Annotated in this window: 14 protein-coding genes and 2 tRNA genes; 12 read left to right on the forward strand and 4 right to left on the reverse strand. The window is 67.8% G+C overall.

Annotated features, from left to right (window positions below; all coding sequences use genetic code 11):
* Window positions 1-6: 6 nt before the first annotated feature.
* Entirely contained in the window at window positions 7-1,041 is a 1,035-nt protein-coding gene (locus tag FHS74_RS27855) for a Ppx/GppA phosphatase family protein (protein WP_184807536.1), read from the reverse strand.
* A 391-nt stretch (window positions 1,042-1,432) separates the two neighbouring features.
* Between FHS74_RS27855 and FHS74_RS27860 the strand changes: the two genes are divergently transcribed.
* The 6 genes from FHS74_RS27860 (at window position 1,433) to FHS74_RS27885 (ending at window position 5,965) form a co-directional block, all read left to right on the forward strand.
* Window positions 1,433-1,506, forward strand: a tRNA-Gln gene (locus FHS74_RS27860).
* Window positions 1,507-1,588: 82 nt separating this feature from the next.
* A tRNA-Gln gene (locus FHS74_RS27865) sits at window positions 1,589-1,662 on the forward strand.
* A gap of 141 nt (window positions 1,663-1,803) precedes the next feature.
* Window positions 1,804-2,070 carry an AbrB/MazE/SpoVT family DNA-binding domain-containing protein gene (locus FHS74_RS27870; RefSeq protein WP_184807537.1) on the forward strand — a complete coding sequence of 89 codons (267 nt, stop codon included), beginning with the start codon at window positions 1,804-1,806 and terminating at the stop codon, window positions 2,068-2,070.
* Window positions 2,067-2,480 carry a type II toxin-antitoxin system VapC family toxin gene (locus FHS74_RS27875; RefSeq protein WP_184807538.1) on the forward strand — a complete coding sequence of 138 codons (414 nt, stop codon included), beginning with the start codon at window positions 2,067-2,069 and terminating at the stop codon, window positions 2,478-2,480. Before FHS74_RS27870 ends, FHS74_RS27875 begins: the two co-directional genes overlap by 4 nt.
* 187 nt (window positions 2,481-2,667) lie before the next feature.
* Window positions 2,668-4,416, forward strand: coding sequence for an ankyrin repeat domain-containing protein (locus tag FHS74_RS27880; RefSeq protein ID WP_184807539.1), 1,749 nt, complete (start codon window positions 2,668-2,670; stop codon window positions 4,414-4,416).
* Between the two features lie 82 nt (window positions 4,417-4,498).
* On the forward strand, window positions 4,499-5,965 hold the full coding sequence (locus FHS74_RS27885) for a S41 family peptidase (protein WP_184807540.1): 1,467 nt from the start codon (window positions 4,499-4,501) through the stop codon (window positions 5,963-5,965).
* Here the strand turns inward: FHS74_RS27885 and FHS74_RS27890 are convergent.
* From FHS74_RS27890 to FHS74_RS27900, 3 genes are all read right to left on the reverse strand, one after another.
* Window positions 5,962-6,783: an NAD-dependent epimerase/dehydratase family protein gene (locus FHS74_RS27890; RefSeq protein ID WP_184807541.1), complete on the reverse strand. Its 822-nt coding sequence runs from the start codon at window positions 6,781-6,783 to the stop codon at window positions 5,962-5,964. The two genes, FHS74_RS27885 and FHS74_RS27890, sit on opposite strands and share 4 nt — an antisense overlap.
* A 77-nt stretch (window positions 6,784-6,860) precedes the next feature.
* Window positions 6,861-7,712, reverse strand: coding sequence for a 2,4-didehydro-3-deoxy-L-rhamnonate hydrolase (locus tag FHS74_RS27895; RefSeq protein ID WP_184807542.1), 852 nt, complete (start codon window positions 7,710-7,712; stop codon window positions 6,861-6,863).
* Between the two features lie 8 nt (window positions 7,713-7,720).
* Window positions 7,721-8,758 (reverse strand): LysR family transcriptional regulator, encoded by a 1,038-nt coding sequence (locus FHS74_RS27900; protein ID WP_184807543.1) that lies wholly within the window; start codon window positions 8,756-8,758, stop codon window positions 7,721-7,723.
* A gap of 100 nt (window positions 8,759-8,858) precedes the next feature.
* Between FHS74_RS27900 and FHS74_RS27905 the strand changes: the two genes are divergently transcribed.
* The 6 genes from FHS74_RS27905 to FHS74_RS27930 all read left to right on the forward strand — a co-directional run bounded on the left by FHS74_RS27905 (window position 8,859) and on the right by FHS74_RS27930 (window position 20,244).
* The gene (locus FHS74_RS27905; protein ID WP_184807544.1) at window positions 8,859-9,830 is read left to right on the forward strand and encodes an NAD-dependent epimerase/dehydratase family protein; all 972 of its coding nucleotides are present in this window, start codon (window positions 8,859-8,861) and stop codon (window positions 9,828-9,830) included.
* A gap of 107 nt (window positions 9,831-9,937) precedes the next feature.
* Window positions 9,938-11,509 carry a S10 family peptidase gene (locus tag FHS74_RS27910; protein WP_211106596.1) on the forward strand — a complete coding sequence of 524 codons (1,572 nt, stop codon included), beginning with the start codon at window positions 9,938-9,940 and terminating at the stop codon, window positions 11,507-11,509.
* 214 nt (window positions 11,510-11,723) lie between these two features.
* The gene (locus FHS74_RS27915) at window positions 11,724-13,307 is read left to right on the forward strand and encodes a S10 family peptidase (RefSeq protein ID WP_184807545.1); all 1,584 of its coding nucleotides are present in this window, start codon (window positions 11,724-11,726) and stop codon (window positions 13,305-13,307) included.
* A gap of 141 nt (window positions 13,308-13,448) precedes the next feature.
* A complete protein-coding gene (locus FHS74_RS27920) occupies window positions 13,449-15,488 on the forward strand; it encodes a S9 family peptidase (protein WP_184807546.1) in 2,040 nt (679 codons plus the stop codon).
* A gap of 276 nt (window positions 15,489-15,764) precedes the next feature.
* Window positions 15,765-17,804 (forward strand): S9 family peptidase, encoded by a 2,040-nt coding sequence (locus FHS74_RS27925; protein ID WP_184807547.1) that lies wholly within the window; start codon window positions 15,765-15,767, stop codon window positions 17,802-17,804.
* A gap of 295 nt (window positions 17,805-18,099) precedes the next feature.
* A complete protein-coding gene (locus FHS74_RS27930) occupies window positions 18,100-20,244 on the forward strand; it encodes a TonB-dependent siderophore receptor (protein ID WP_184807548.1) in 2,145 nt (714 codons plus the stop codon).
* Window positions 20,245-20,273: the final 29 nt, after the last annotated feature.

The raw sequence follows: 20,273 nt of genomic DNA on the forward strand, positions 1-20,273 counted from the left end.
CAAACCTCAGATCCGGCCGCGCGTGGCGGCCATGAGCTCGGTAAGGATACCCTCGCGCACGCCGCGATCGGCGATGCGCAGGTTCTCCACCGGCCAGCGTTCCCAGATGGCCTCCAGCACGGCGCAACCGGCGATGACCAGGTCGGCGCGGTCATGGCCAATGCAGGGATGGGCGGAGCGGCCGGCGTAATCCAGGTGGAGCAGCGACTTGCTGATCGCCCGCGCCTCTTCCAACCCCAGCCAGGACCCATCAACCTGGGAGCGGTCATAGCGGGTGAGGCCCAGACGGATGCCGGCCAGCGTGGTGACGGTGCCGGAGGTGCCCAGCATCTGCACCCGGCCGGCGGCGACGTCGCGCCGGATGTCGTTGCGGGCCTCGAAATCGGCCAGCGCGGATCCCACCGTCCCCACCATGCCGCGATAGGCCTCCGGCAGCACGCGGTCGCCACCGAAGGTCTCCGTCAGGCTGACCACCCCCTGGGGAACGGAAACCTGGTCGATCAGGATGGGCCGGCCACGGTTGAACGACAGCCACATGATCTCGGTGGAGCCACCGCCGATGTCGAACACCAGGGCGCGGGGAATGCGGCGGTTCAGCAGGGCGGCGCACCCCGCCAGCGCCAGCCGCGCCTCCTCCTCCGCCGAGATGATCTCGATGCGGATGCCCGTCTCCTCCACCACCCGGTCGATGAAGGCGTTGCAGTTGGCGGCGCGGCGGCAGGCCTCCGTCGCCACGGCGCGCAGGTCGGTGACGCCGCGCCGCCGCATCTTGTTGCCGCAGATCTTGAGCGCCGCCACGGTGCGGGCCATCGCCTCATCCGACAGGGCGTTGGTGCGGCTCACCCCCTCGCCCAGCCGCACGATGCGGGAGAAGGCATCGATGATGCGGAAGCCCTCGCGCCCCGGCCGGGCGATCAGCAGACGACAGTTGTTGGTGCCAAGGTCCAGCGCGGCCAGGATCGGCCGTCGCAAAGGCTCACCCGGACCCGCACCCCGGGGGGCGCCGGCATCCGGCAAGGGCTGAACGCCCGCATCACTCATCGCCGAACCAGCCTTCTCGTCGCTCGAAACCGCCTGGACCCGGGTCGGGTCGGCCGCCTTGGGACCAGATGGTCTTCGGGGGCGCCCCGGCGCCGGCGCGGCACACATGGCTTTATCCTAGACCATGAAACACGCACCGCACCACCACCCTCGCGCACCCGTCCGCCCTGCGGCAATGCGACATTGGATGGGGCCACCCCACCATCCCTGGCTCCATCGCCCGCCCCCAGCCCCCGTCACCAGGCGTTCCCGCCGCCCACAGCCCGGCCCCGCGCCTGGGACGGACTGTCAAAAAAATTTCCAAGAAAGGGCTACCCATCCCCAAAGAGGGGTGTTATAAGCCGCGCCGTCCGACGGATACGGTGACTTAACGGCATCGCGTTCGTTCTGCTGGGGGATCGTCTAGCGGTAGGACTACGGACTCTGACTCCGTCAACCTTGGTTCGAATCCAAGTCCCCCAGCCAATTTCTTCCGCGACAGCATCGGATCATGCGCGTACAAGCCTGTTAAGGCTCGTGCGCCAACCGGCATCGCGGCCCGTCCTGCTGGGGGATCGTCTAGCGGTAGGACTACGGACTCTGACTCCGTCAACCTTGGTTCGAATCCAAGTCCCCCAGCCAACTCCCTTCAGATCAGAAACCAGCGATCACTGTCAGAACGCGGATTTGCTTTCCGCTTCGCGCCTGCCCTGGGGCGTTCGCACGCCGTTGTGGCGGTCGCTGGGATATGCCAGACTATTCCCCGCACAAGGGAGTGGCGCCATGTCCCACAGTGTCGTCGGAAAATGGGGAAAGAACCTGGCCATCCGGGTGCCCATGGATGTCGCCAGGGCCTGCGGCCTGGCGGACGGGGAAACGGTGGAAATCGAATTGCAGGACGGCGATCTGGTTATCAGGCGGTGGGCCGCTCATGTCCGCGCGCGCCAAGACGCGGAGGCCGCCGCGGCCGAGATCATCGCTGAAAGCCATCACCATTCCCTCGGTGACGTCTCCATCCGGGAGTTGATCGAAGAAGGCCGTCGCGGATGAGCGTCGTCGTCGACGCCTCCATGGCCATAGCATGGCTATTCAATGATGAACGCACGGAGGCCGCCCACGCCGTCATGCGCCGCGTCGTGGCTGAGGGCGCCTGGGTTCCCGCCCTTTGGCGCCTTGAGGTCGCCAACGTGCTGCGGAATGCGGTCCGGCGTGGTCGGTGTGATGTGGCCTTCGCCGACCGCTCGCTCGCGCGGCTGGGACGTCTGACGATCCAAAGCGACGAGGACACCGACCGTCAGGCATGGGGTGCCACCCGGCGGCTCTCCCAAGACGAGAACCTGACCCTTTATGACGCCGCCTATCTTGAGCTGGCGTTGCGCAAACGGTTCCCGCTCGCGTCCTGCGACGCCGCCCTGATCACCGCCGCCGGACGGCGCGGGGTGGATGTGCTGTCGGCCTGACGGCGTCATCCCTCCCATTGACAGCGCGCCCCGTCCAGGGTCTCATCCCCCTTAGTGCGCAGTGGGGCGCCACCTGTCCGCGGCAAGGGGGCCTGGCCTCCACCCATTCGGCTTCGTCCGTACAGACATCCCCCCCTTCTTCCGGCCCTTTGTAGCGGACATCGGGCGTTTTTCGGAAGGAAGGCCCATGTCCCCCGTTTCCCCATCCCGTATCCTCTCCCCCCGTACCCTTTCACCGGGCGCCACCATCGACGGCTTGCGCCGGGAGGCCAAGCGCTGGCTGAAGGCCATGACCGGCGGCGATGCGCAGGCCGCGCGGCGCTTCCTCACCCATTTCCCCGGCCACGCCGCCCCGCCCAAGCTGCGCGAGGTGCAGCACGCCCTGGCGCGGGAGCATGGCTTCCCCACCTGGGCCGCCCTGCGGCAGGAGATGGAGGACCGCGCCCGCACCACAGCCGAGCGCATCCGCCTGGTGCTGGAGAAGTCGGTCAACCGCTACGGCACCGATCCCGGCACCCGCAAATGGGGGGATTATGAGCGCGACGGCCCCGGCCGGGGTGCCGTGGCCGCCCGTCTGCTGGCCCGCCATCCGGAAATCGCCCGCAGTGGCATCCATGCCGCCATCGTGGCCCACGACTTGGATGGTGTGCGCCACCTGTTGGACAAGGAGCCCGGCCTGGTTCACGACCGCAGCGATTTCGACGGCTGGACGCCGCTGCTACGCCTGGCCTATGCGCGCCTGCCCCTGGCGGCTGTCGAGCGGAACGCGCTGGCCATCGCCGCCCTGTTGCTGGATGCCGGTGCCGATCCTGACGCCGGCTGGTCCAGCGAGGCGCCCGAATTCACCCCACTGGTGGGTGTCATCGGCGGTGGCGAGGGCGGCCAGGCGCCCCATCCGCAGGCCGAGGCCTTCGCCCACCTGTTGATCGATCGGGGCGCCAACCCCTTCGCCGCCCAGGCGCTGTACAATACCTCGCTGGGCGCCGACGACACCTTCTGGCTGGACCTGCTATGGGATGAGTCCGCCAAGCGGGGGGAAACGAGCACGTGGACAGGGCCCGCCCCGAACGCCCTGGGCGGCGCGCGTGCCGCCAGCGCCATCGCCTACCTGCTGGGCAATGCCGTGTCCAACAACCATCCACGGCGGGCCGAATGGCTGTTGGCCCACGGGGCGGATGCGCGCGGCATCGATTTCTATTCCCGTCAGCCGGTCATCAAGCTGGCCCTGCTCGGCGGCCACCAGGCCATCGCCGAGGTGTTGCTGCGCCATGGCGCCATCCCGCCGGCCCTGACCGAGGAAGAGGCGTTCACCGCCGCCGTCGCCGCCGGTGATGTCGCCACCCTGCGCCGGTTGGCGCAGGCGCATCCCGCATTCCTGCGGCGGATCGGGCCCATGGCCACCGCCATCCGCCGGCACCGCGCGGACCTGGCCGAGGTGCTGCTGGATCTCGGCATGTCGCCCGACGTGGCGGACGACCACGATTGCCGCGCCCTGCATTTCGCCGCGCACGCCGGCGCGATCGAGGTGGCGCGGCTGCTGATCCAGCGCGGGGCGGAGGTCGACGCGTTCGACGGGCGCTATGGCGGCAGCCCCCTCACCCACGCCGTCTATCACGGCGAGACGGAGATGGCGGCCTTCCTGGCCGGCCACAGCCGCAATTTCCGGGGCCTCTGCTTCGCCGGAGCGGTGGACCGGCTGCGCGCCCTGCTGATCGAGGAACCCAACCGCGCCAACCGCCAGGACCGGCCCGGCGAGCCCGCGCTGTTCTGCCTGCCGGATGAGGAGGACAAGGCGGTGGCGGTGGCCGAACTGCTTCTCTCCTTCGGCGCCGACCCCACCTTCCGCAACCCGCTGGACCACACGCCGGCCGAGGCCGCGCGCCGCCGGGGCCTGGATGAGGCCGCCGATTTGATCGAGGCGGCGGTGGATGGATAGGCGCCGCGACATTTAAGCCATGGAAGCGGGAACCCGCCCCCGGCACACTGCCATCCGCTAAGATGAGCGAAGGATGACGGTGATGCGGGGCCGGTTGGGCATGGGCGTGCTGACCGCCCTTTTGGCGATGGCGGCCAGCGCGGCATCGGCGGCCACCGCGCAGGATTGGCGGCGGGCCGCCGAAACCGACCTGAACGGCCTGCACGACATCCTGGTGGCCAACCACCCGGCCATGGTGGTGCAAAAGGACAGCGCGCCCTTCCGCGCCTGGTTGGAAAGCGGGCGGGACGAGGCCAGGAAGCTGCTGCCCGGCGTCCAGGATGAGATCACCTACTTCGACCTCCTGCGCTTTTACGCCGGCGGCTTCCGCGACAGCCACATCGGCACCTATGCGACCAAGCATGCCGCCTCCTTGGGCCGCCTCTATGACTGGCCGGGCTTCAACCTGACCTGGACCGGTAGCGCCTACGCCGTCGTCGCCCACGCGCCCGATACGGCCCTCCCCCCGGCGGGCGCCCAGTTGGTCGCCTGCGACGGCATGTCTGCCGCTGCCCTGTCTCATGATCGGCAGGAGCGCAACGGCAAGGACCTGGCCCTGGACTCCCAGCGCCGCCTGCACGCCTTCTGGTTGCTGTGGGCCAGTGAGCACAGCTTGTTCCAGCCGCCGCTGAAAACCTGTTCCTTCGCCTCACCCGGTGGCGGCCCAGCCCGCTCCTATACCCTGAGTTACCGTCCCACAACGGAGATGGATAGCAAGCCCGCGCGGGCGGCCCAGGCGCATTTTGGCCTCAACCGTTGGGGGCGGGACGGCTGGTGGATCGGAGCGCCGGACATGACGAGCGATCATGCCTGGAAACGCACCTTGGCGGCGGTGAAGACCCATCGCGAGGCCATCCGCCGGGCGCGGACGGTCGTGGTCGATGTGCGCGGCAACACCGGTGGCAGCGCCGAGTTCGCCAATACCCTGGCTGATCTGCTGTGGGGGTCGGATATGGTGAACGCCGATAAGCCCGCCCTGGGGCCCGTGGTCTATCGCGCCACCCGGCTGAACCGGGACCAACTCGCCGCCGATCTGCCCCAGATCACCGATATCGGTTCCCAGATCGGCACCGCGGCCAAATTGCGGCGCCGGCTGAAACGCTATGACGACGCCATTGCCGCCGGCCAAGCCACCTTCACGGAAGAGGCCCCCGCCCGGAGCCAGCCCCTGCGCCCACCGCCCAACCCCATGCGTGGCCAGATCATCATACTGACCGACGGCGCTTGTGTGTCCGCCTGCCTGGACCTGATGGATTTGTTCCTGGCCTTGCCCAACGTGCGCCAGGCGGGCACGGAAACCAATGCCGACACAATCTTCATGGAGATAAGCCAGGCGACACTGCCTTCCGGCTACGCCGGGATGTCGTTCGGCCACAAAGCCTGGGTGGAACGGCCGCGCGGATCCAACGTCAGCTATCACCCCACCCCAGCCCTGACGTGGATGGGCGATCCGGCGGACGACGCCGGTGAGCGCGCCTGGCTGGCCCAGGCAATGGGCATCAGCCCCTAAAGCCGGGAAAAATCAAAGCGCGGGCGGAAGCCCAGCAGGGCGGCGGCGCGGGTAGCGTCGTACACCCGGTCCAGCCGCGCCGGCAGGGGCCAGCCCCGGCGGTCGAACAGGGCCGCCACCCGGGGCAACCGGGCACGGATGAGACCGGCGGCGTCCTGGGCCAGACTGTCCGCCTCCGCCCGCCGGAACGGTGTCCTGGCGGAGATGACGAAGGTGCCGGGAACGTCCACCGTCACGGCGTGCACATGGGCGGCGGCGGCATCCGCCATGTTGAGCCCCCGGTGCAGGCGGTGAGCGGCACGGGCCGCCGCCGGCTCCCGGAAGCAGCGGGCGATGCGCAAAATCGCCCAGCCGCGCGGGAAGGTGGCGTCGGCGCAGAGGGCCTCGGCCGCCAGTTTAGTCTCGTCATAAATGTCGCGTGGCCGGGGCGCCAAATCCTCATCCACCCAGGCCAGCCGGCCGGGGGCCGGCACCAGGCTGTGGCCATAGAGCGAGGTGGTGGAGGTATAGATGAAACGCCCCACGCCGGCCGCCCGCGCCCGCCGTAGCAGCAAGGCGGTCGCATCCACGTTCACCCGGTGGAAGTCCGCGTCCGGCACGCGGCCCACCTGGGGCGCATGCAGGGCCGCCACATGGATGATGGCATCGCATCCCGCCACCGCCCGCGCCAGCGCGTCATCATCCGCCACGTCGGCCAGAATGTCGGTGGTGGCGCCCGGCCGGATGTCCAGCCCCACCGCCGCCCAGCCGCGGCCCCGCGCTTGGCGGACGATGGCGGCGCCCAGGGGACCTGAGGAACCGGTGACGAGAAGGCGCATGCGGCGGGGCCCTCACAATGACAACGGGGGGCGGATCGCTCCGCCCCCCGCTTTTACACCAACCAGTCCCGAAAGGCTCAGCGCCGCCAGGCGACGACCGTCTGCTGCTGCGTGCCCAACAGGTCGGAGCCCAGGCGCATGACGTCGCCGGCCTTCAGGAACACCGGCTCCGGCTTCACGCCCATGCCCACGCCCGGCGGGGTGCCGGTGGTGATAAGGTCGCCCGGCTGCAGGGTGATGAAGCGGCTGATGTAGCTGACCAGGGTGGCCACGCCGAAGATCATGGTGTTGGTGTTGCCGGTCTGGCGGCGGCTGCCGTTGACGTCCAGCCACAGGTCGATGTTCTGCGGATCGGCGATCTCATCCGCCGTCACCAGCCAGGGGCCGACCGGGCCGAAGGTGTCGCAGCCCTTGCCCTTGTCCCAGGTGCCGCCGCGCTCGATCTGGTACTCGCGCTCCGACACGTCGTTGATCAGGACATAGCCGGCCACATGGCTCAGGGCGTCGGCCTCCTCGACATAGCGGGCGGTCTTGCCGATGACGATGCCCAACTCCACCTCCCAATCCGACTTCACGCTGTCCTTGGGCAGCACGACGTCGTCATTGGGGCCGTTCAGGCAGCTGATGGCCTTGGTGAACAGCACCGGCTCCTTCGGCAGGGGCAGGTTGGATTCGGCGGCGTGGTCGGCATAGTTCAGGCCGACGGCCAGGAACTTGGAAATGCCGGTGTAGGGGACCCCCAGGCGCGGGTCGCCGGACACCACCGGCAGGCTGGCGACATCCAGCGCCGCCAGGGCGGCCAGGCCCTCGGCCGACAGCTGGGCGGGGCCGATGTCGGTCACATGGCCCGACAGGTCGCGGATCTGGCCGGCGGCGTCCAGCAGGCCGGGTTTCTCCTGGCCCACGGGGCCGTAACGCAGCAGCTTCATGGGAAGTCCTACCCTGAATTGGAAAAGCGCATGTTAGCGGTCGCAGTTTTCTTCCAAGCCGACACCGCTGGCAATGCCGAACCTTTCATGCCCCGGCGGCGGCACCGGGACTTGACGCCACGGCGGGCCCACACGCGCCGCCCTCCATCGCCGCCGGCGCGGATATGGGCGGCCAGCCCCTGGGCCAGATGGTCGTAGAGCAGGCGCACCCGCCGGCTGGACTTCAGGTCCGGATGCATGACCAGCCAGGTGTCGAGGTCGAAGCCCAGGGTGCCGGGCAGCAGGTGCACCAGGTCCGGGTCGCGTCGCGCCACCCCGACCTGGCAAATGCCGATGCCGATACCCGCACGGATGGCCGCCAGCTGGGCCACGTCACTATCGGCGCGGAAGGCGAAATGCTCCCGACCGAAATACCGCCCTTGCGCGCGAAGGGCACGGATCGCAGCTGTTTCGGTATCGAAACCGATCAGGCTATGGCTGGCCAGATCATCCCAGGTGGCGGGGGCGCCATAAGCGTCCAGATAGCGGCGGTGGGCATGGAGGCCCAGCGCGATGACGCCCAAATGCCGGGCGACCAGCGCCCCTTGCGTGGGCCGCACCATGCGGACGGCGATGTCGGCGTCGCGGCGCAGCAGGTCCTCCGTCTCGTTCGACAGGGACAGTTCCACCGCGACCTTGGGATGGTCCCGGCGGAAAGCCGCCAGGATGGGGGGCAGCACCTCCACCCCCACCACCTCGCTGGCGGTCACGCGCACACTGCCCTGCACCTCTCCGGCCGGGCCGGAGGCCACGCGCAGCAGGGCGGCGGCGGCCGACTCCATCACCTCCGTATGGGGGCGCAGTTCCAGCGCCGTCTCCGTGGCGGTCAGGCCTTGCGGGGAGCGGGTGAAGAGCGCGGCGCCCAGCGCCCGCTCCAGTTCCTCCACATGGCGGCCGATGGTGGGCTGGGTCAGTCCCAACACACGCCCCGCCGCCGACAGGCTGCCCTCCCGCAGCACCGCCAGGAAGGAGCGGTACAGTTCCCAGCCGGGTTCGATTCTAGTCATAAATTTATGTATATCAAACCAACGTTATTGCGCAATTCCGTTTAGTCCCTGGCGCGCTCACTGTCCGGTCAACGCAACGGTGAGATGACGGAGAGAGAGAATGAACGCGAACGGCAAGACAGTCCTGGTGATCGGCGCCAAGGGTGGGGTGGGCGGCACGGCGGCGGCGGCCCTGCTGCGGGCCGGCTGGACGGTGAAGGCCCTGGCGCGCGGCCAGGGCACGCGGCCGGATCTGGCCGGCACCCAGTGGATCCAGGGGGACGCCATGAACAGGGCCGACGTGGTCCAGGCGGCGGTCGGGGTGGATGTCATCGTCCATGCCGTGAACCCGCCGGGCTACAGGGACTGGGACACGCTGGTGTTGCCCATGGTGGACAACACCATCGCCGCCGCCAAGGCGGCGGGCGCCCGCATCGTCCTGCCCGGCACGGTCTACAACTACGGCCCCGACGCCCTGCCCACCCTGACCGAGACCTCGCCCCAGAATCCCCTGACGGTGAAGGGCGGCATCCGCGTCGCCCTGGAACGGCGGCTGGAGGCGGCGGCGCGGGAGGGCGCGCGCGTGCTGATCCTGCGTTGCGGCGACTTCTTCGGCCCCCATGCCGGCAACAACTGGTTCGGCCAGGGGCTGGTGACGCCGGGCAAGCCCGTGACCGCCATCCCCTACCCCGGCCCCCACGGCATCGGCCACGCCTGGGCCTACCTGCCCGACGTGGGTGAAGCCCTGGTCCGCCTGCTGGCGCGGGAAGGTGATCTGGCGGCGTTCGAGTCCTTCCACTTCGGCGGCCACTGGCTGGAGCCGGGGGTGGAGATGGCGGCCAGCATCCAGCGCGTGGTCGCGGCCCGTACCGGCCGGCAACCCGTCCTCAAACCCTTCCCCTGGTGGCTGGTGACGCTGGCGTCGCCCTTTGTCACCACGCTGCGCGAAATGCGGGAGATGCGCTATCTGTGGCAGCGGCCGGTGCGCCTGGACAACACCAAGCTGACCGCCTTCCTGGGATCGGAGCCGCACACGCCGCTGGACCGGGCGGTCGCCGACACGCTGGCGCAGCTGGGCTGCCTGCCCGCTTGACGAGCCCGGACCATTGCGCTGAGCGCAGGATTAAGGTCTGGACAAACGTACCTCCTTCAAACATCAAATTTTTATTGGATACAAAATCCGTTTGAAGGAGCAGGGGCATGGGAAAGGTGGCGGTGGCGGCACTGGCGGCGATGCTGATGACATCGGCGGCGGCGACGGGATGGGCGGCGGACGAGAAGAAGGACAAGGGGGGCGAGGGCCCCCGCAAGCCGGACAAGGTGGCGGAACAGATCGAGGAGGCCACGGCCCGCGCGCCGGTCGCGGAAACCGCCAAGACCACCGCCCACAGCGTCACCATCCATGGCAAGACCATCAAGTACCAGGCGACCGCCGGCACCCTGACCATCCGCGACAATGACGGCAAGCCCACGGCCAGCGTCTTTTACGTCGCCTACACGGCCGAGGGCGCGCCGGCCACCAAGCGGCCGGTGACCTTCCTCTACAATGGTGGCCCCGGCTCGGCCAGCCTATGGCTGCACATGGGTCTTGGCCCCGTGCGGGTGCGCACCAACAGCCCGGACAACACGCCACCGGCGCCCTACAGCTACGCCCCCAATGACGACAGCATCCTGGACAAGACCGACCTGGTGTTCATCGACGCGGTGGAAACGGGCTATTCCCGCGTGCTGGGCGAGGCCAAGGGCAAGGATTTCTGGGGGGTGGACCAGGACATCGACGCCTTCGCCCGCGCCATCAACCGCTATGTCACCATCAACAACCGCTGGAACTCGCCCAAATTCCTGTTCGGTGAATCCTATGGCACCACCCGGTCGGCCGCCCTGTCCAACCGGCTGCAACAGGACGGCATGGACCTGAACGGCGTCATCCTGCTGTCCTCCATCCTGAACTATGGCATCCGCCAGCCAGGCTTCGACAACATCTTCGTCTCCTACCTGCCCAGCTACGCCGCCACCGCCTGGTACCACAACCGCATCGCCAACAAGCCAACCGACCTGGCCGCCTTCCTGCAGCAGGTCCGCGCCTTCGCGCGCGGGCCCTACACCGTGGCCTTGGCCAAGGGCCAGGACTTGCCGGCGGAGGAAGAGGACGCGGTGGCCAAGCAACTGTCCGCCTACACCGGCCTGTCGGTGACCTATCTGAAGCAGGCCAAGCTGCGCGTCAGCCTGCAGCGCTTCCGCAAGGAGCTGCTGCGCGACCAGGGCAAGACGCTGGGCCGCTTCGACAGCCGTTTCCTGGGCGTGGACACCGATTCCGCCGGCGAGGGGCCGGAATACGACCCCTCCTCCAGCGCGGTCACCAGCGCCTACATCTCCAGCCAGCGGGCCTATCTGGCCGGCGATTTGGGCTACAAGACCGACCTGGACTATCGCCGCAGCGCCGAGGGCGCCATCGGGCAGTGGGACTGGCACCACAAGATCGGCAACCACAAGATGGAAACCCCGGATGTGGCGCTGGACCTGGCGGAGGCCATGCGCCAGAACCCGCACCTGCAGCTGCTGTCGCTGAACGGCTGGTACGACATGGCGACGCCGTTCTTCGGCACGGAGTATGACATCGGCCACATGCAGCTGGACGCGCCGGAGCGGAAGAACATCACCTTCAAATACTACCCGTCGGGCCACATGGTCTATCTGAACCCCGACGCCCTGAAGCAGATGATCGCCGACCTGGACGCCTTCTACGACAAGGCGGCGCCCGCCGCCCCGTAAGAGGCGGCCAGCCGTGTTCCGGCAGGTCTTCCCCTCCATCGGCCCCTGGGCAAAGGGACCGTGGAGCCCGGAAGACCTGTTCGGCCTGATCCTTCACCCAACTGCGACAAAAAGGCGTGGCCGCGAAAAACCGGGGCAGACATCCCTAGTGTTATAATATTACATTCCCTACCATCGAGCCCGCGCACATCGGGTTCTGAACAAGGAGTAGGGAATGCGCAAAACGGTCGTGGCCGCGTTGACGGCGGTGCTGCTGACCTCCGTCGCCGTGGCCGGGTGGGCAAGCGGGGCGGAAGACAAGAAGGACAAGGGCGGCGATGACACGCCCAAGAGCGACAAGGTGGCGGAGCAGATCGAGGCGGCCACCGCCCGCGCCCCGGTGACGGAGACGGCCAAGACCACGTCCCACACCGTCACCATCAAGGGCAAGAGCATCCGCTACCAGGCCACGGCCGGCACCCTGACCATCCGCGACAACGACGGCAAGCCGACGGCCAGCGTGTTCTACGTCGCCTACACGGCCGAAGGCGCCCAGGCCGCCAAGCGGCCGGTGACCTTCCTCTACAATGGTGGCCCCGGCTCGGCCAGCCTGTGGCTGCACATGGGCTCGTTCGGGCCGGTGCGGGTGCGCACGGCCAGCCCCGACAACAACGCCCCGGCGCCCTACAACTTCGCCGCCAACGACGACAGCCTGCTGGACAAGACCGACCTGGTGTTCATCGACGCCATCGGCACCGGCTATTCCCGCCCCCTGGGCGAGGCCAAGGGCAAGGATTTCTGGGGCGTGGACCAGGACGTGGACGCCTTCGCCCGCGCCATCAGCCGCTATGTCACGATCAACAACCGCTGGAATTCGCCCAAATTCCTGTTCGGCGAATCCTACGGCACCACCCGGTCGGCGGCGCTGTCCGCCCGCCTGCAGGCCGACGGCATGGATTTGAACGGCGTCATCCTGCTGTCATCCATCCTCAACTACGGCATCCTGCAGCCGGGCTATGACGAGGGCTACATCGGCTTCCTGCCCAGCTACGCCGCCACCGCCTGGTACCACAACCGTATCGCCAATAGGCCCGCCGACCTGGCGGCCTTCGTCCAGCAGGCGCGCGTCTTCGCCCGGGGCCCCTACGCGGCGGCGCTGGCCAAGGGCCAGACGATCACGCCGGAGGAGGAGGATGCGGTGGCCAAGCAGCTGTCCGCCTTCACCGGCCTGTCGGTTGACTACCTGAAGCGCACCAAGCTGCGCATCGACCTGTTCCGCTTCCAGAAGGAGCTGCTGCGCGACAAGCGGCAGACGGTGGGCCGCTTCGACAGCCGCTTCCTGGGTGTGGACACCGACGCCGCCGGCGAGGGGCCGGAGTATGACCCGTCCGACAGCGCCATCAACAGCGCCTTCATCTCCAGCTTGCGGGCCTATGTCAGCGGCGACCTGGGCTACAAGACCGACCTGGAGTACCGCCCCGGCTCCGACGACGCCAACGAGCAGTGGGACTGGCACCACAAGGTACCGACCGTGGGCAAGCTGGAGGTGCCGGACGTGGCCCTGGACCTCAGCGGCGCCATGCGCCAGAACCCCCACCTGCAGGTGCTATCGCTCAACGGCTATTACGACATGGCGACACCGTTCTTCGCCACGGAGTACGACATCAACCACATGGAGCTGGAACCGGGGCAGCGCAAGAACATCACGTTCAAGTACTACCCGTCCGGCCACATGATCTATCTGAACCCCGACGCGCTGAAGCAGCTGATCGTCGACCTGGACGCCTTCTACGACAAGGCGGCGCCGGGCGGGGCCTGACACCAGCGGGAAGCGGCCCTGCCCCCCCAAGGCGGACAGGTACTTGCCGGGTGCGCGGGCCGCCCCCATTTTCGATCGATCCGCCGCCGGCGCCCAAACCCGCGCCGGCGGCCAACAAATTGCATGCAGACGGGGAAACTGATGAAGCGTATCGCCGTGGCCTTGGGCCTGATGCTGGCGTCCACCACCACCTTGACCGCCGTGGCGGCCCCACCCCCACCCGCCACCAGCGCGGCGGCCCCGCTCATCGAACGCGCCAAGTTCTTCGGCAACCCCAGTCGCACCCAAGGCAAGCTGAGCCCGGACGGCAAGTGGCTGTCGTGGATCGCGCCGCGCGACGGCGTGCTGAACGTCTGGGTGGCGCCCGCCAGCGACCCGACCCAGGCCAAGGCCCTGACAGCGGAGAAGGCCCGCCCCATCCGCCAGCATTTCTGGTCGCCCGACAGCAAGATGGTGCTGTTCATCAACGACAAAGGCGGTGATGAGAATTTCGTGCTGTACGGCGTCACCGTCGCCACCGGCGTCCAGCGCACCCTGACGCCGCAGGAAAAGACGCGGGTGGACATCGTTGGCACCAGCCACCGCATCAAGGACCGCATCCTGGTGGGGCTGAACAACCGCGACCCCAAGTGGTTCGACGTCTACAGCCTGGACCTGGCCAAGGGTGCCTTGACCCTGGTGTTCAAAAACGAGGGCTATGCCGGATTCACCGCGGATGAGGACCTGAAGCTGCGCCTCGCGGGCAAGTCCCGCCCCGATGGCGGAACCGACTTCTTTCGCGTCGTGGACAACAAGGTGGAGTCCCAGCCGCTGGGCGACGTCGGCCTGGACGACAGCCTGACCACCAACCCCATGGGCTACACCGCGGACGGCAAGACCCTGTACTGGATCGACAGCCGCGGCCGCGACACCGCCGCCCTGATCGCCCAGGACGCGGCCACCGGCGCCACCAAGGTGGTGGGCCAGAGCGCCAAGGCCGATGTGGGCGACGTCCTGGCCGATCCCAAGACCGGCGTGGTCCAGGCCTATTCGGTCGACTATCTGCGCACCGAATGGACAGCGCTGGACCCCAAGATCGGCGCCGAGCTGGATTTCCTGAAGGCCCAGCTGAAGGGCGACATCCACGTCACCAGCCGCACCGAGGACGACAGCGCCTGGATCGTGGTGGTGGACCCGGTGACGGCCCCGGCGGCCACCTACCGCTTCGACCGCAAGGCCCACACCCTGACCAAGCTGTTCGTCAATAGGCCGGAGCTGGAGGGGGCGGATCTCGCGGCCATGCATCCGGTGGAGATCAAGGCGCGCGACGGGCTGACCCTGGTCTCCTACCTCACCCTGCCGGCGGGCGCCGACGGCAAGGGTGATAGCCATCCCGACCAGCCCCTGCCCCTGGTGCTGTTCGTCCACGGCGGGCCCTGGGCGCGCGACAGCTACGGCTACAGCGGCTATCACCAGTGGCTGGCCAACCGCGGCTACGCCGTGCTGTCGGTCAACTATCGCGGCTCCACCGGCTTCGGGAAGAACTTCATCACCGCCGGCAACCTGCAATGGGGCCGCAAGATGCATGACGACCTGATCGACGCCGTCGACTGGGCCGTCAGCCAAGGCATCACCACCAAGGACAAGGTGGCCATCATGGGCGGGTCCTACGGCGGCTATGCCACCCTGGCCGGCGTCACCTTCACCCCCGACACCTTCGCCTGCGGTGTGGACATCGTCGGCCCCAGCAACCTGGAAACCCTGCTGAAGACCATCCCGCCCTATTGGGAGGCCGGCAAGCAGCAGTTCTACAAGCGCATGGGCGACCCCACCACGGAGGATGGGCGCACGCTGCTGCGCAACGCCTCCCCCCTATACAAGGCGGCGGCCATCAAGAAGCCGCTGCTGATCGGCCAAGGCGCCAACGACCCCCGCGTCAACCAGGCGGAGTCGGACCAGATCGTGACGGCGATGAAGGGGAAGAACATCCCCGTCACCTACATCCTGTTCCCGGACGAGGGCCACGGCTTCGCCCGGCCGGAGAACAGCATCGCCTTCAACGCCGCCGCCGAACAGTTCCTGGGCGCCTGCCTGGGCGGCCGGGCGGAACCGTTCGGCACCGCTTTCAAGGGTTCCAGCATCACGGTACCCGACGGCGCCAAGTTCACGCCGGGGTTAGAGGCGGCGCTGGCGGCGAAGTAGCCGCCGGCCATGCGGCGTTCCGCCCCCTAGCCTGGCAAGGGCCAGCACCAACAGGCTAGGGGCAAGTTCGCCACGGAGTGCGACATCGACCTGGCCGCCTCTACGACAAGGCGGCCGCCGACGGTGCCTAAAAGTTGAGAAGTGGTCCGGTTCACCCGAGCCAAACTGGTCCTTGCCGGTGGAACCGGACCGTCCCCATTTTCGCTCCATCCTGCCGCCGGAGGTCCCGACCAGGGCCGACGGCGGCCAATAACGGACATGAGAACAGGGGAATAGATGAAGCGCACCGCCGCCGTGGCCTTGGGCCTGCTGCTGACGTCCACCACGCTTACCGCCGTGGCGGCCCCGCCCCCGCCGGCCACCAGCCCCGCCGCCCCGCTCATCGAACGCGCCAAGTTCTTCGGCAACCCCAGCCGCACCCAGGCCAAACTGAGCCCCGACGGCAAGTGGCTGTCGTGGATCGCGCCGCGCGACGGCGTGATGAACGTCTGGGTGGCGCCCACCGCCGACCCGACCCAGGCCAAGGCACTAACGGCGGAGAAGAACCGCCCCATCCCCGAGCATTTCTGGTCGCCCGACAGCAAGATGGTGCTGTTCATCAACGACAAGGGCGGCGACGAGAACTTCGTGCTGTACGGCGTCACCGTCGCCACCGGCGCCCAGCGCACCCTGACGCCGCAGGAAAAGACGCGGGTGCAGATCGTCGGCACCAGCCACCGCATCAAGGACCGCATCCTGGTCGGGTTGAACAACCGCGACCCGAAGTGGTTCGACATCTACAGCCTGGATTTGGCCAAGGGCGCCTTGACCCTGGTGTTCAAGAACGAGAGTTATGACGGCTTCACGGCGGATGAGGGCCTGAAGCTGCGCCTCGCGGGCAAACCCGGCCCCGATGGCGGAACCGACTTCTTCCGCGTCGTGGACAACAAGGTGGAGTCCCAGCCGCTGAGTGGCGTCAGCCTGGACGACAGCATGACCACCTATCCCATGGGCTACACCACGGACGGCAAAACCCTGTACTGGGTCGACAGCCGCGGCCACGACACCGCCGCCCTGATCGCCCAGGACGCGGCCACCGGCGCCACCAAGGTGGTGGGCCAGAGCGCCAAGGCCGATGTGGGCGACGTCCTGGCCGATCCCAAGACCGGCGTGGTCCAGGCCTATTCGGTCGACTATCTACGCACGGAATGGACGGCGCTGGACCCCAAGATCGGGGCCGAGCTGGATTTCCTGAAGGCGCAACTGAAGGGTGATATCCACGTCACCAGCCGCACCGAGGACGACGGCGCCTGGATCGTGGTGGTGGACCCGGTGACGGCCCCGGCGGCCACCTACCGCTTCGACCGCAAAGCCCACACCCTGACCAGGCTGTTCGTCAACCGGCCGGAGTTGGAGGGGGTGAAGCTGGCGGCCATGCATCCGGTTGAGATCAAGGCACGCGACGGGTTGAGCCTCATTTCCTACCTCACCCTGCCGGCGGGCGCCGATGGCAAGGGCGACGGCCACCCCGACCAGCCCCTGCCCCTGGTGCTGTTCGTCCATGGCGGCCCCTGGTCGCGCGACAGCTATGGCTACCATAGCCATCACCAGTGGCTGGCCAACCGCGGCTACGCCGTGCTGTCGGTCAACTATCGCGGCTCCACCGGCTTCGGGAAGAACTTCATCACCGCCGGCAACCTGCAATGGGGCCGCAAGATGCATGACGACCTGATCGACGCCGTCGACTGGGCCGTCAGCCAAGGCATCACCACCAAGGACAAGGTGGCCATCATGGGTGGCTCCTACGGCGGCTATGCCACCCTGGCCGGCGTCGCCTTCACCCCCGACACCTTCGCCTGCGGTGTGGACATCGTCGGCCCCAGCAACCTGGAAACCCTGCTGAAAACCTTCCCGGCCTATTGGGAACCCGCCAAGCAGCAGTTCTACAAGCGCATGGGCGACCCCACCACCGAGGATGGGCGCCAACTCCTCCACAACGCCTCTCCCCTGTTCAAAGCGGCGGCCATCACAAAGCCACTGATGATCGCCCAGGGCGGCAACGATCCCCGCGTCAACAAGGCGGAATCGGACCAGATCGTGACGGCGATGAAGGAGAAGAACATCCCCGTCACTTACCTGCTGTTCCCCGACGAGGGCCACGGCTTTGCCCGGCCAGAGAACAGCATCGCCTTCAACGCCGCCGCCGAGCAGTTCCTGGGCGCCTGCCTGGGGGGCCGGGCGGAACCGTTCGGCGCCGCCTTCAAGGGTTCCAGCATCACGGTGCCCGACGGCGCCAAGTTCACGCCGGGGTTGGAAGCGGCGCTGGCGGCGAAGTAGGGCGCAATGGGTTGGGCGCCAGTCTGGCGCCAGGGTTTCCGCCGCCGGTGCACGGCACCGGCGGCGGCCGGCTTTTCCATGGCATGGCCGGCATCATTGAGAATGCCCTGATGCTGGCGGGCACCTCGAAGAGCGGAGGGTGCCGGGGATCGCCTCCCACACCAACGCGGATGCCGCATACCTGCACTGAAGCGCATGACAAACGTGCCGCAAGATATTGTTAAGAATGATATTGCGAGACGTTCTCATTCTTAGTATCAGGGGGCTATTCCTTCCCTGACGCAATGGAACGACAATGAGAAAGCGCGCCGTATCGGTGCTCGCCCTGCTGGCGGCAATGCAGGCTCCCCTGCGGGTACAGGCCGCAGAGGCGGTGGACGCGGTGGATGCGACCGGCTCCACCGACGCCGCGCAGGAAAAGGCGTTGGACGATATCGTCATCACCGGCGCACACACATCGTCGTTCCGGGCGGAGGTGGTGCAGGTCGGCGCCTTCCGCAACCAGTCGCTGCTGGACACGCCGCTGACCATCGCCATCGTGCCGCGCGCCCTGCTGGACGCGCAGGGCGCGCAAGGGCTGGAGGATGCGCTGCGCAACACGCCCGGCGTGACGCAGCAGTCGACCAGCCCGCTGACCAGCAACAACTTCGTCTCACGCGGCGTGCTGATGAACGCGCGCACCAACTATCGCCTGAACGGGTCGCTGCCCATCATCAACCTGGGGCCCATCCCCATTGAGAACAAGCAGCGCGTGGAATTGCTGAAGGGCGTGTCGGCGCTGTACTACGGCATCAGCACGCCGTCGGGCATCGTCAACGTGGTGACCAAGCGGGCCGGTTCCGACCCCGTCACCAGCTTCACCATGAACGGCGACGGCAACGGCAGCTTCGGCAGCGGCTTCGACATCGGGCGAGAGTTCGGCGACCACAATGAGTACGGCGCCCGCGTCAACGGCTACGCCTCGCGCATCGGCACGCCGGTGAACGATGTCGACGGCCGCCGCTGGCTGATGAGCGGCGCCTTCGACTGGCGCGCCACCGAACGCCTGACCTTCAAGCTGGACACGGAATACTACCGCCGGGAGATGGATGAGCCGGGCGGCGTCACCCTGCCCAGCGCCGTGGGCGCCAAGAACGGCGTGGGCGGCACCATCACCCTGCCTGCCGTGCCTGATCCCACCAAGCGCTACGCGCCGCTGAATTCGCCCTACAACACCTGGGCGACCAACGTGGTGGGCCGCGCCGACTACGCCATCACCGATGACTGGTCGGCGCGCGCCGAATTCGGCGTCGCCTCCACCCGGCGGCAGCGGACCATCGCCAACCTGGGCTCGGTGAACCTGACGACCGGCGCCGGCACCATCTCCGGCACCTACACGCCGGACCAGGAATACCGCAACCAGAACCTGCGCCTGGAAGTGTCGGGCAAGGTCGAGACCGGCCCCATCAACCATGAACTGCTGGTGGGCTTCAGCCGCAATCGGCAGACGCAGGAGGACCAGCACCAGCAGTCCTACACCGCGGTCAAGCAGAACCTGTACGACCCGGTGGATATCCCCTACGACAGCCTGAGGTTCACCACCACCAAGCTGAACGCCGGCAGCGTCAATATCGACACCGGCGGCTACATCATGGACATGGCCCATCTGGGCGAGAACTGGCTGCTGATCGCCGGCGCCCGCTATGTCGACTATGACACGGCATCGGCGGCCAAGAACTTCGCCGTGACCACCGTCACCCCCACCGCCGGCCTGGTCTACAAGCTGACACCCAAGTCCAGCCTGTACACGACCTACATCGAAGGGCTGGAAAGCGCCGGCACCGCGCCCGACGGCACCACCAACGCCGGCAGCATCCTGGACCCCGTGGTCAGCAAGCAGTTCGAGGTGGGCGGCCGGATGGAGGTGGCGGGCGCCATGGTGTCGCTGGCCTATTTCCACATCAACCGTGGCCTGGCCTACACCGACAGCAGCAACACCTATGTCGTGAACGGCCGCGCCGTGCACCAGGGCGTCGAAGCCTCCGTCCAGGGTGACATCCTGCCCGACGTGTCGGTCATGCTGGGCGGTCAGTACCTGGACGCGGTGCAGGAGAATACGGGCATCGCCGCGCAAGACGGCAAACGGGTGGAGAACACGCCGCGCTGGTCGGGCTCCGTCTTCGCGGAATACCACCCCGATTTCCTGGGCGGCGTGGCGCTGAACGCCGGAATCTACTACACCGGCGATCGCGCGGCGGAGGCGCAGAACCGCGCCTACCTCCCCGCCTATACCACGCTGAGCCTGGGCGCCAGCTACAAGACCAATGTGCAGCAGAACGCCCTGACCCTGCGCGTCAATGCCGACAACGTGACCAACGAACGCTACTGGGCCACCGGCGGCAGCACGCTGTACGCCGGCATGCCGGCCACCGTGCGCTTCTCGGCGACGCTGGATTTGTAAAGTTCCTCAGGCGCCGGCAGGCCCATCCG

The sequence above is a fragment of the Nitrospirillum iridis genome, from assembly GCF_014205765.1.
GTDB classification, from domain to species: Bacteria; Pseudomonadota; Alphaproteobacteria; order Azospirillales; family Azospirillaceae; genus Nitrospirillum; species Nitrospirillum iridis.

What these genes read in the sequence shown, in the direction of transcription:
- FHS74_RS27915 (WP_184807545.1), top strand. Translation starts at nt 11,724, where the DNA reads ATGCGCAAAACGGTCGTGGCCGCGTTGACGGCGGTGCTGCTGACCTCC.
- FHS74_RS27875 (WP_184807538.1), top strand. Translation starts at nt 2,067, where the DNA reads ATGAGCGTCGTCGTCGACGCCTCCATGGCCATAGCATGGCTATTCAAT.
- FHS74_RS27910 (WP_211106596.1), top strand. Translation starts at nt 9,938, where the DNA reads ATGGGAAAGGTGGCGGTGGCGGCACTGGCGGCGATGCTGATGACATCG.
- FHS74_RS27885 (WP_184807540.1), top strand. Translation starts at nt 4,499, where the DNA reads ATGCGGGGCCGGTTGGGCATGGGCGTGCTGACCGCCCTTTTGGCGATG.
- FHS74_RS27890 (WP_184807541.1), bottom strand. Translation starts at nt 6,783, where the DNA reads ATGCGCCTTCTCGTCACCGGTTCCTCAGGTCCCCTGGGCGCCGCCATC.
- FHS74_RS27855 (WP_184807536.1), bottom strand. Translation starts at nt 1,041, where the DNA reads ATGAGTGATGCGGGCGTTCAGCCCTTGCCGGATGCCGGCGCCCCCCGG.
- FHS74_RS27930 (WP_184807548.1), top strand. Translation starts at nt 18,100, where the DNA reads ATGAGAAAGCGCGCCGTATCGGTGCTCGCCCTGCTGGCGGCAATGCAG.
- FHS74_RS27880 (WP_184807539.1), top strand. Translation starts at nt 2,668, where the DNA reads ATGTCCCCCGTTTCCCCATCCCGTATCCTCTCCCCCCGTACCCTTTCA.
- FHS74_RS27870 (WP_184807537.1), top strand. Translation starts at nt 1,804, where the DNA reads ATGTCCCACAGTGTCGTCGGAAAATGGGGAAAGAACCTGGCCATCCGG.
- FHS74_RS27905 (WP_184807544.1), top strand. Translation starts at nt 8,859, where the DNA reads ATGAACGCGAACGGCAAGACAGTCCTGGTGATCGGCGCCAAGGGTGGG.
- FHS74_RS27895 (WP_184807542.1), bottom strand. Translation starts at nt 7,712, where the DNA reads ATGAAGCTGCTGCGTTACGGCCCCGTGGGCCAGGAGAAACCCGGCCTG.
- FHS74_RS27920 (WP_184807546.1), top strand. Translation starts at nt 13,449, where the DNA reads ATGAAGCGTATCGCCGTGGCCTTGGGCCTGATGCTGGCGTCCACCACC.
- FHS74_RS27925 (WP_184807547.1), top strand. Translation starts at nt 15,765, where the DNA reads ATGAAGCGCACCGCCGCCGTGGCCTTGGGCCTGCTGCTGACGTCCACC.
- FHS74_RS27900 (WP_184807543.1), bottom strand. Translation starts at nt 8,758, where the DNA reads ATGACTAGAATCGAACCCGGCTGGGAACTGTACCGCTCCTTCCTGGCG.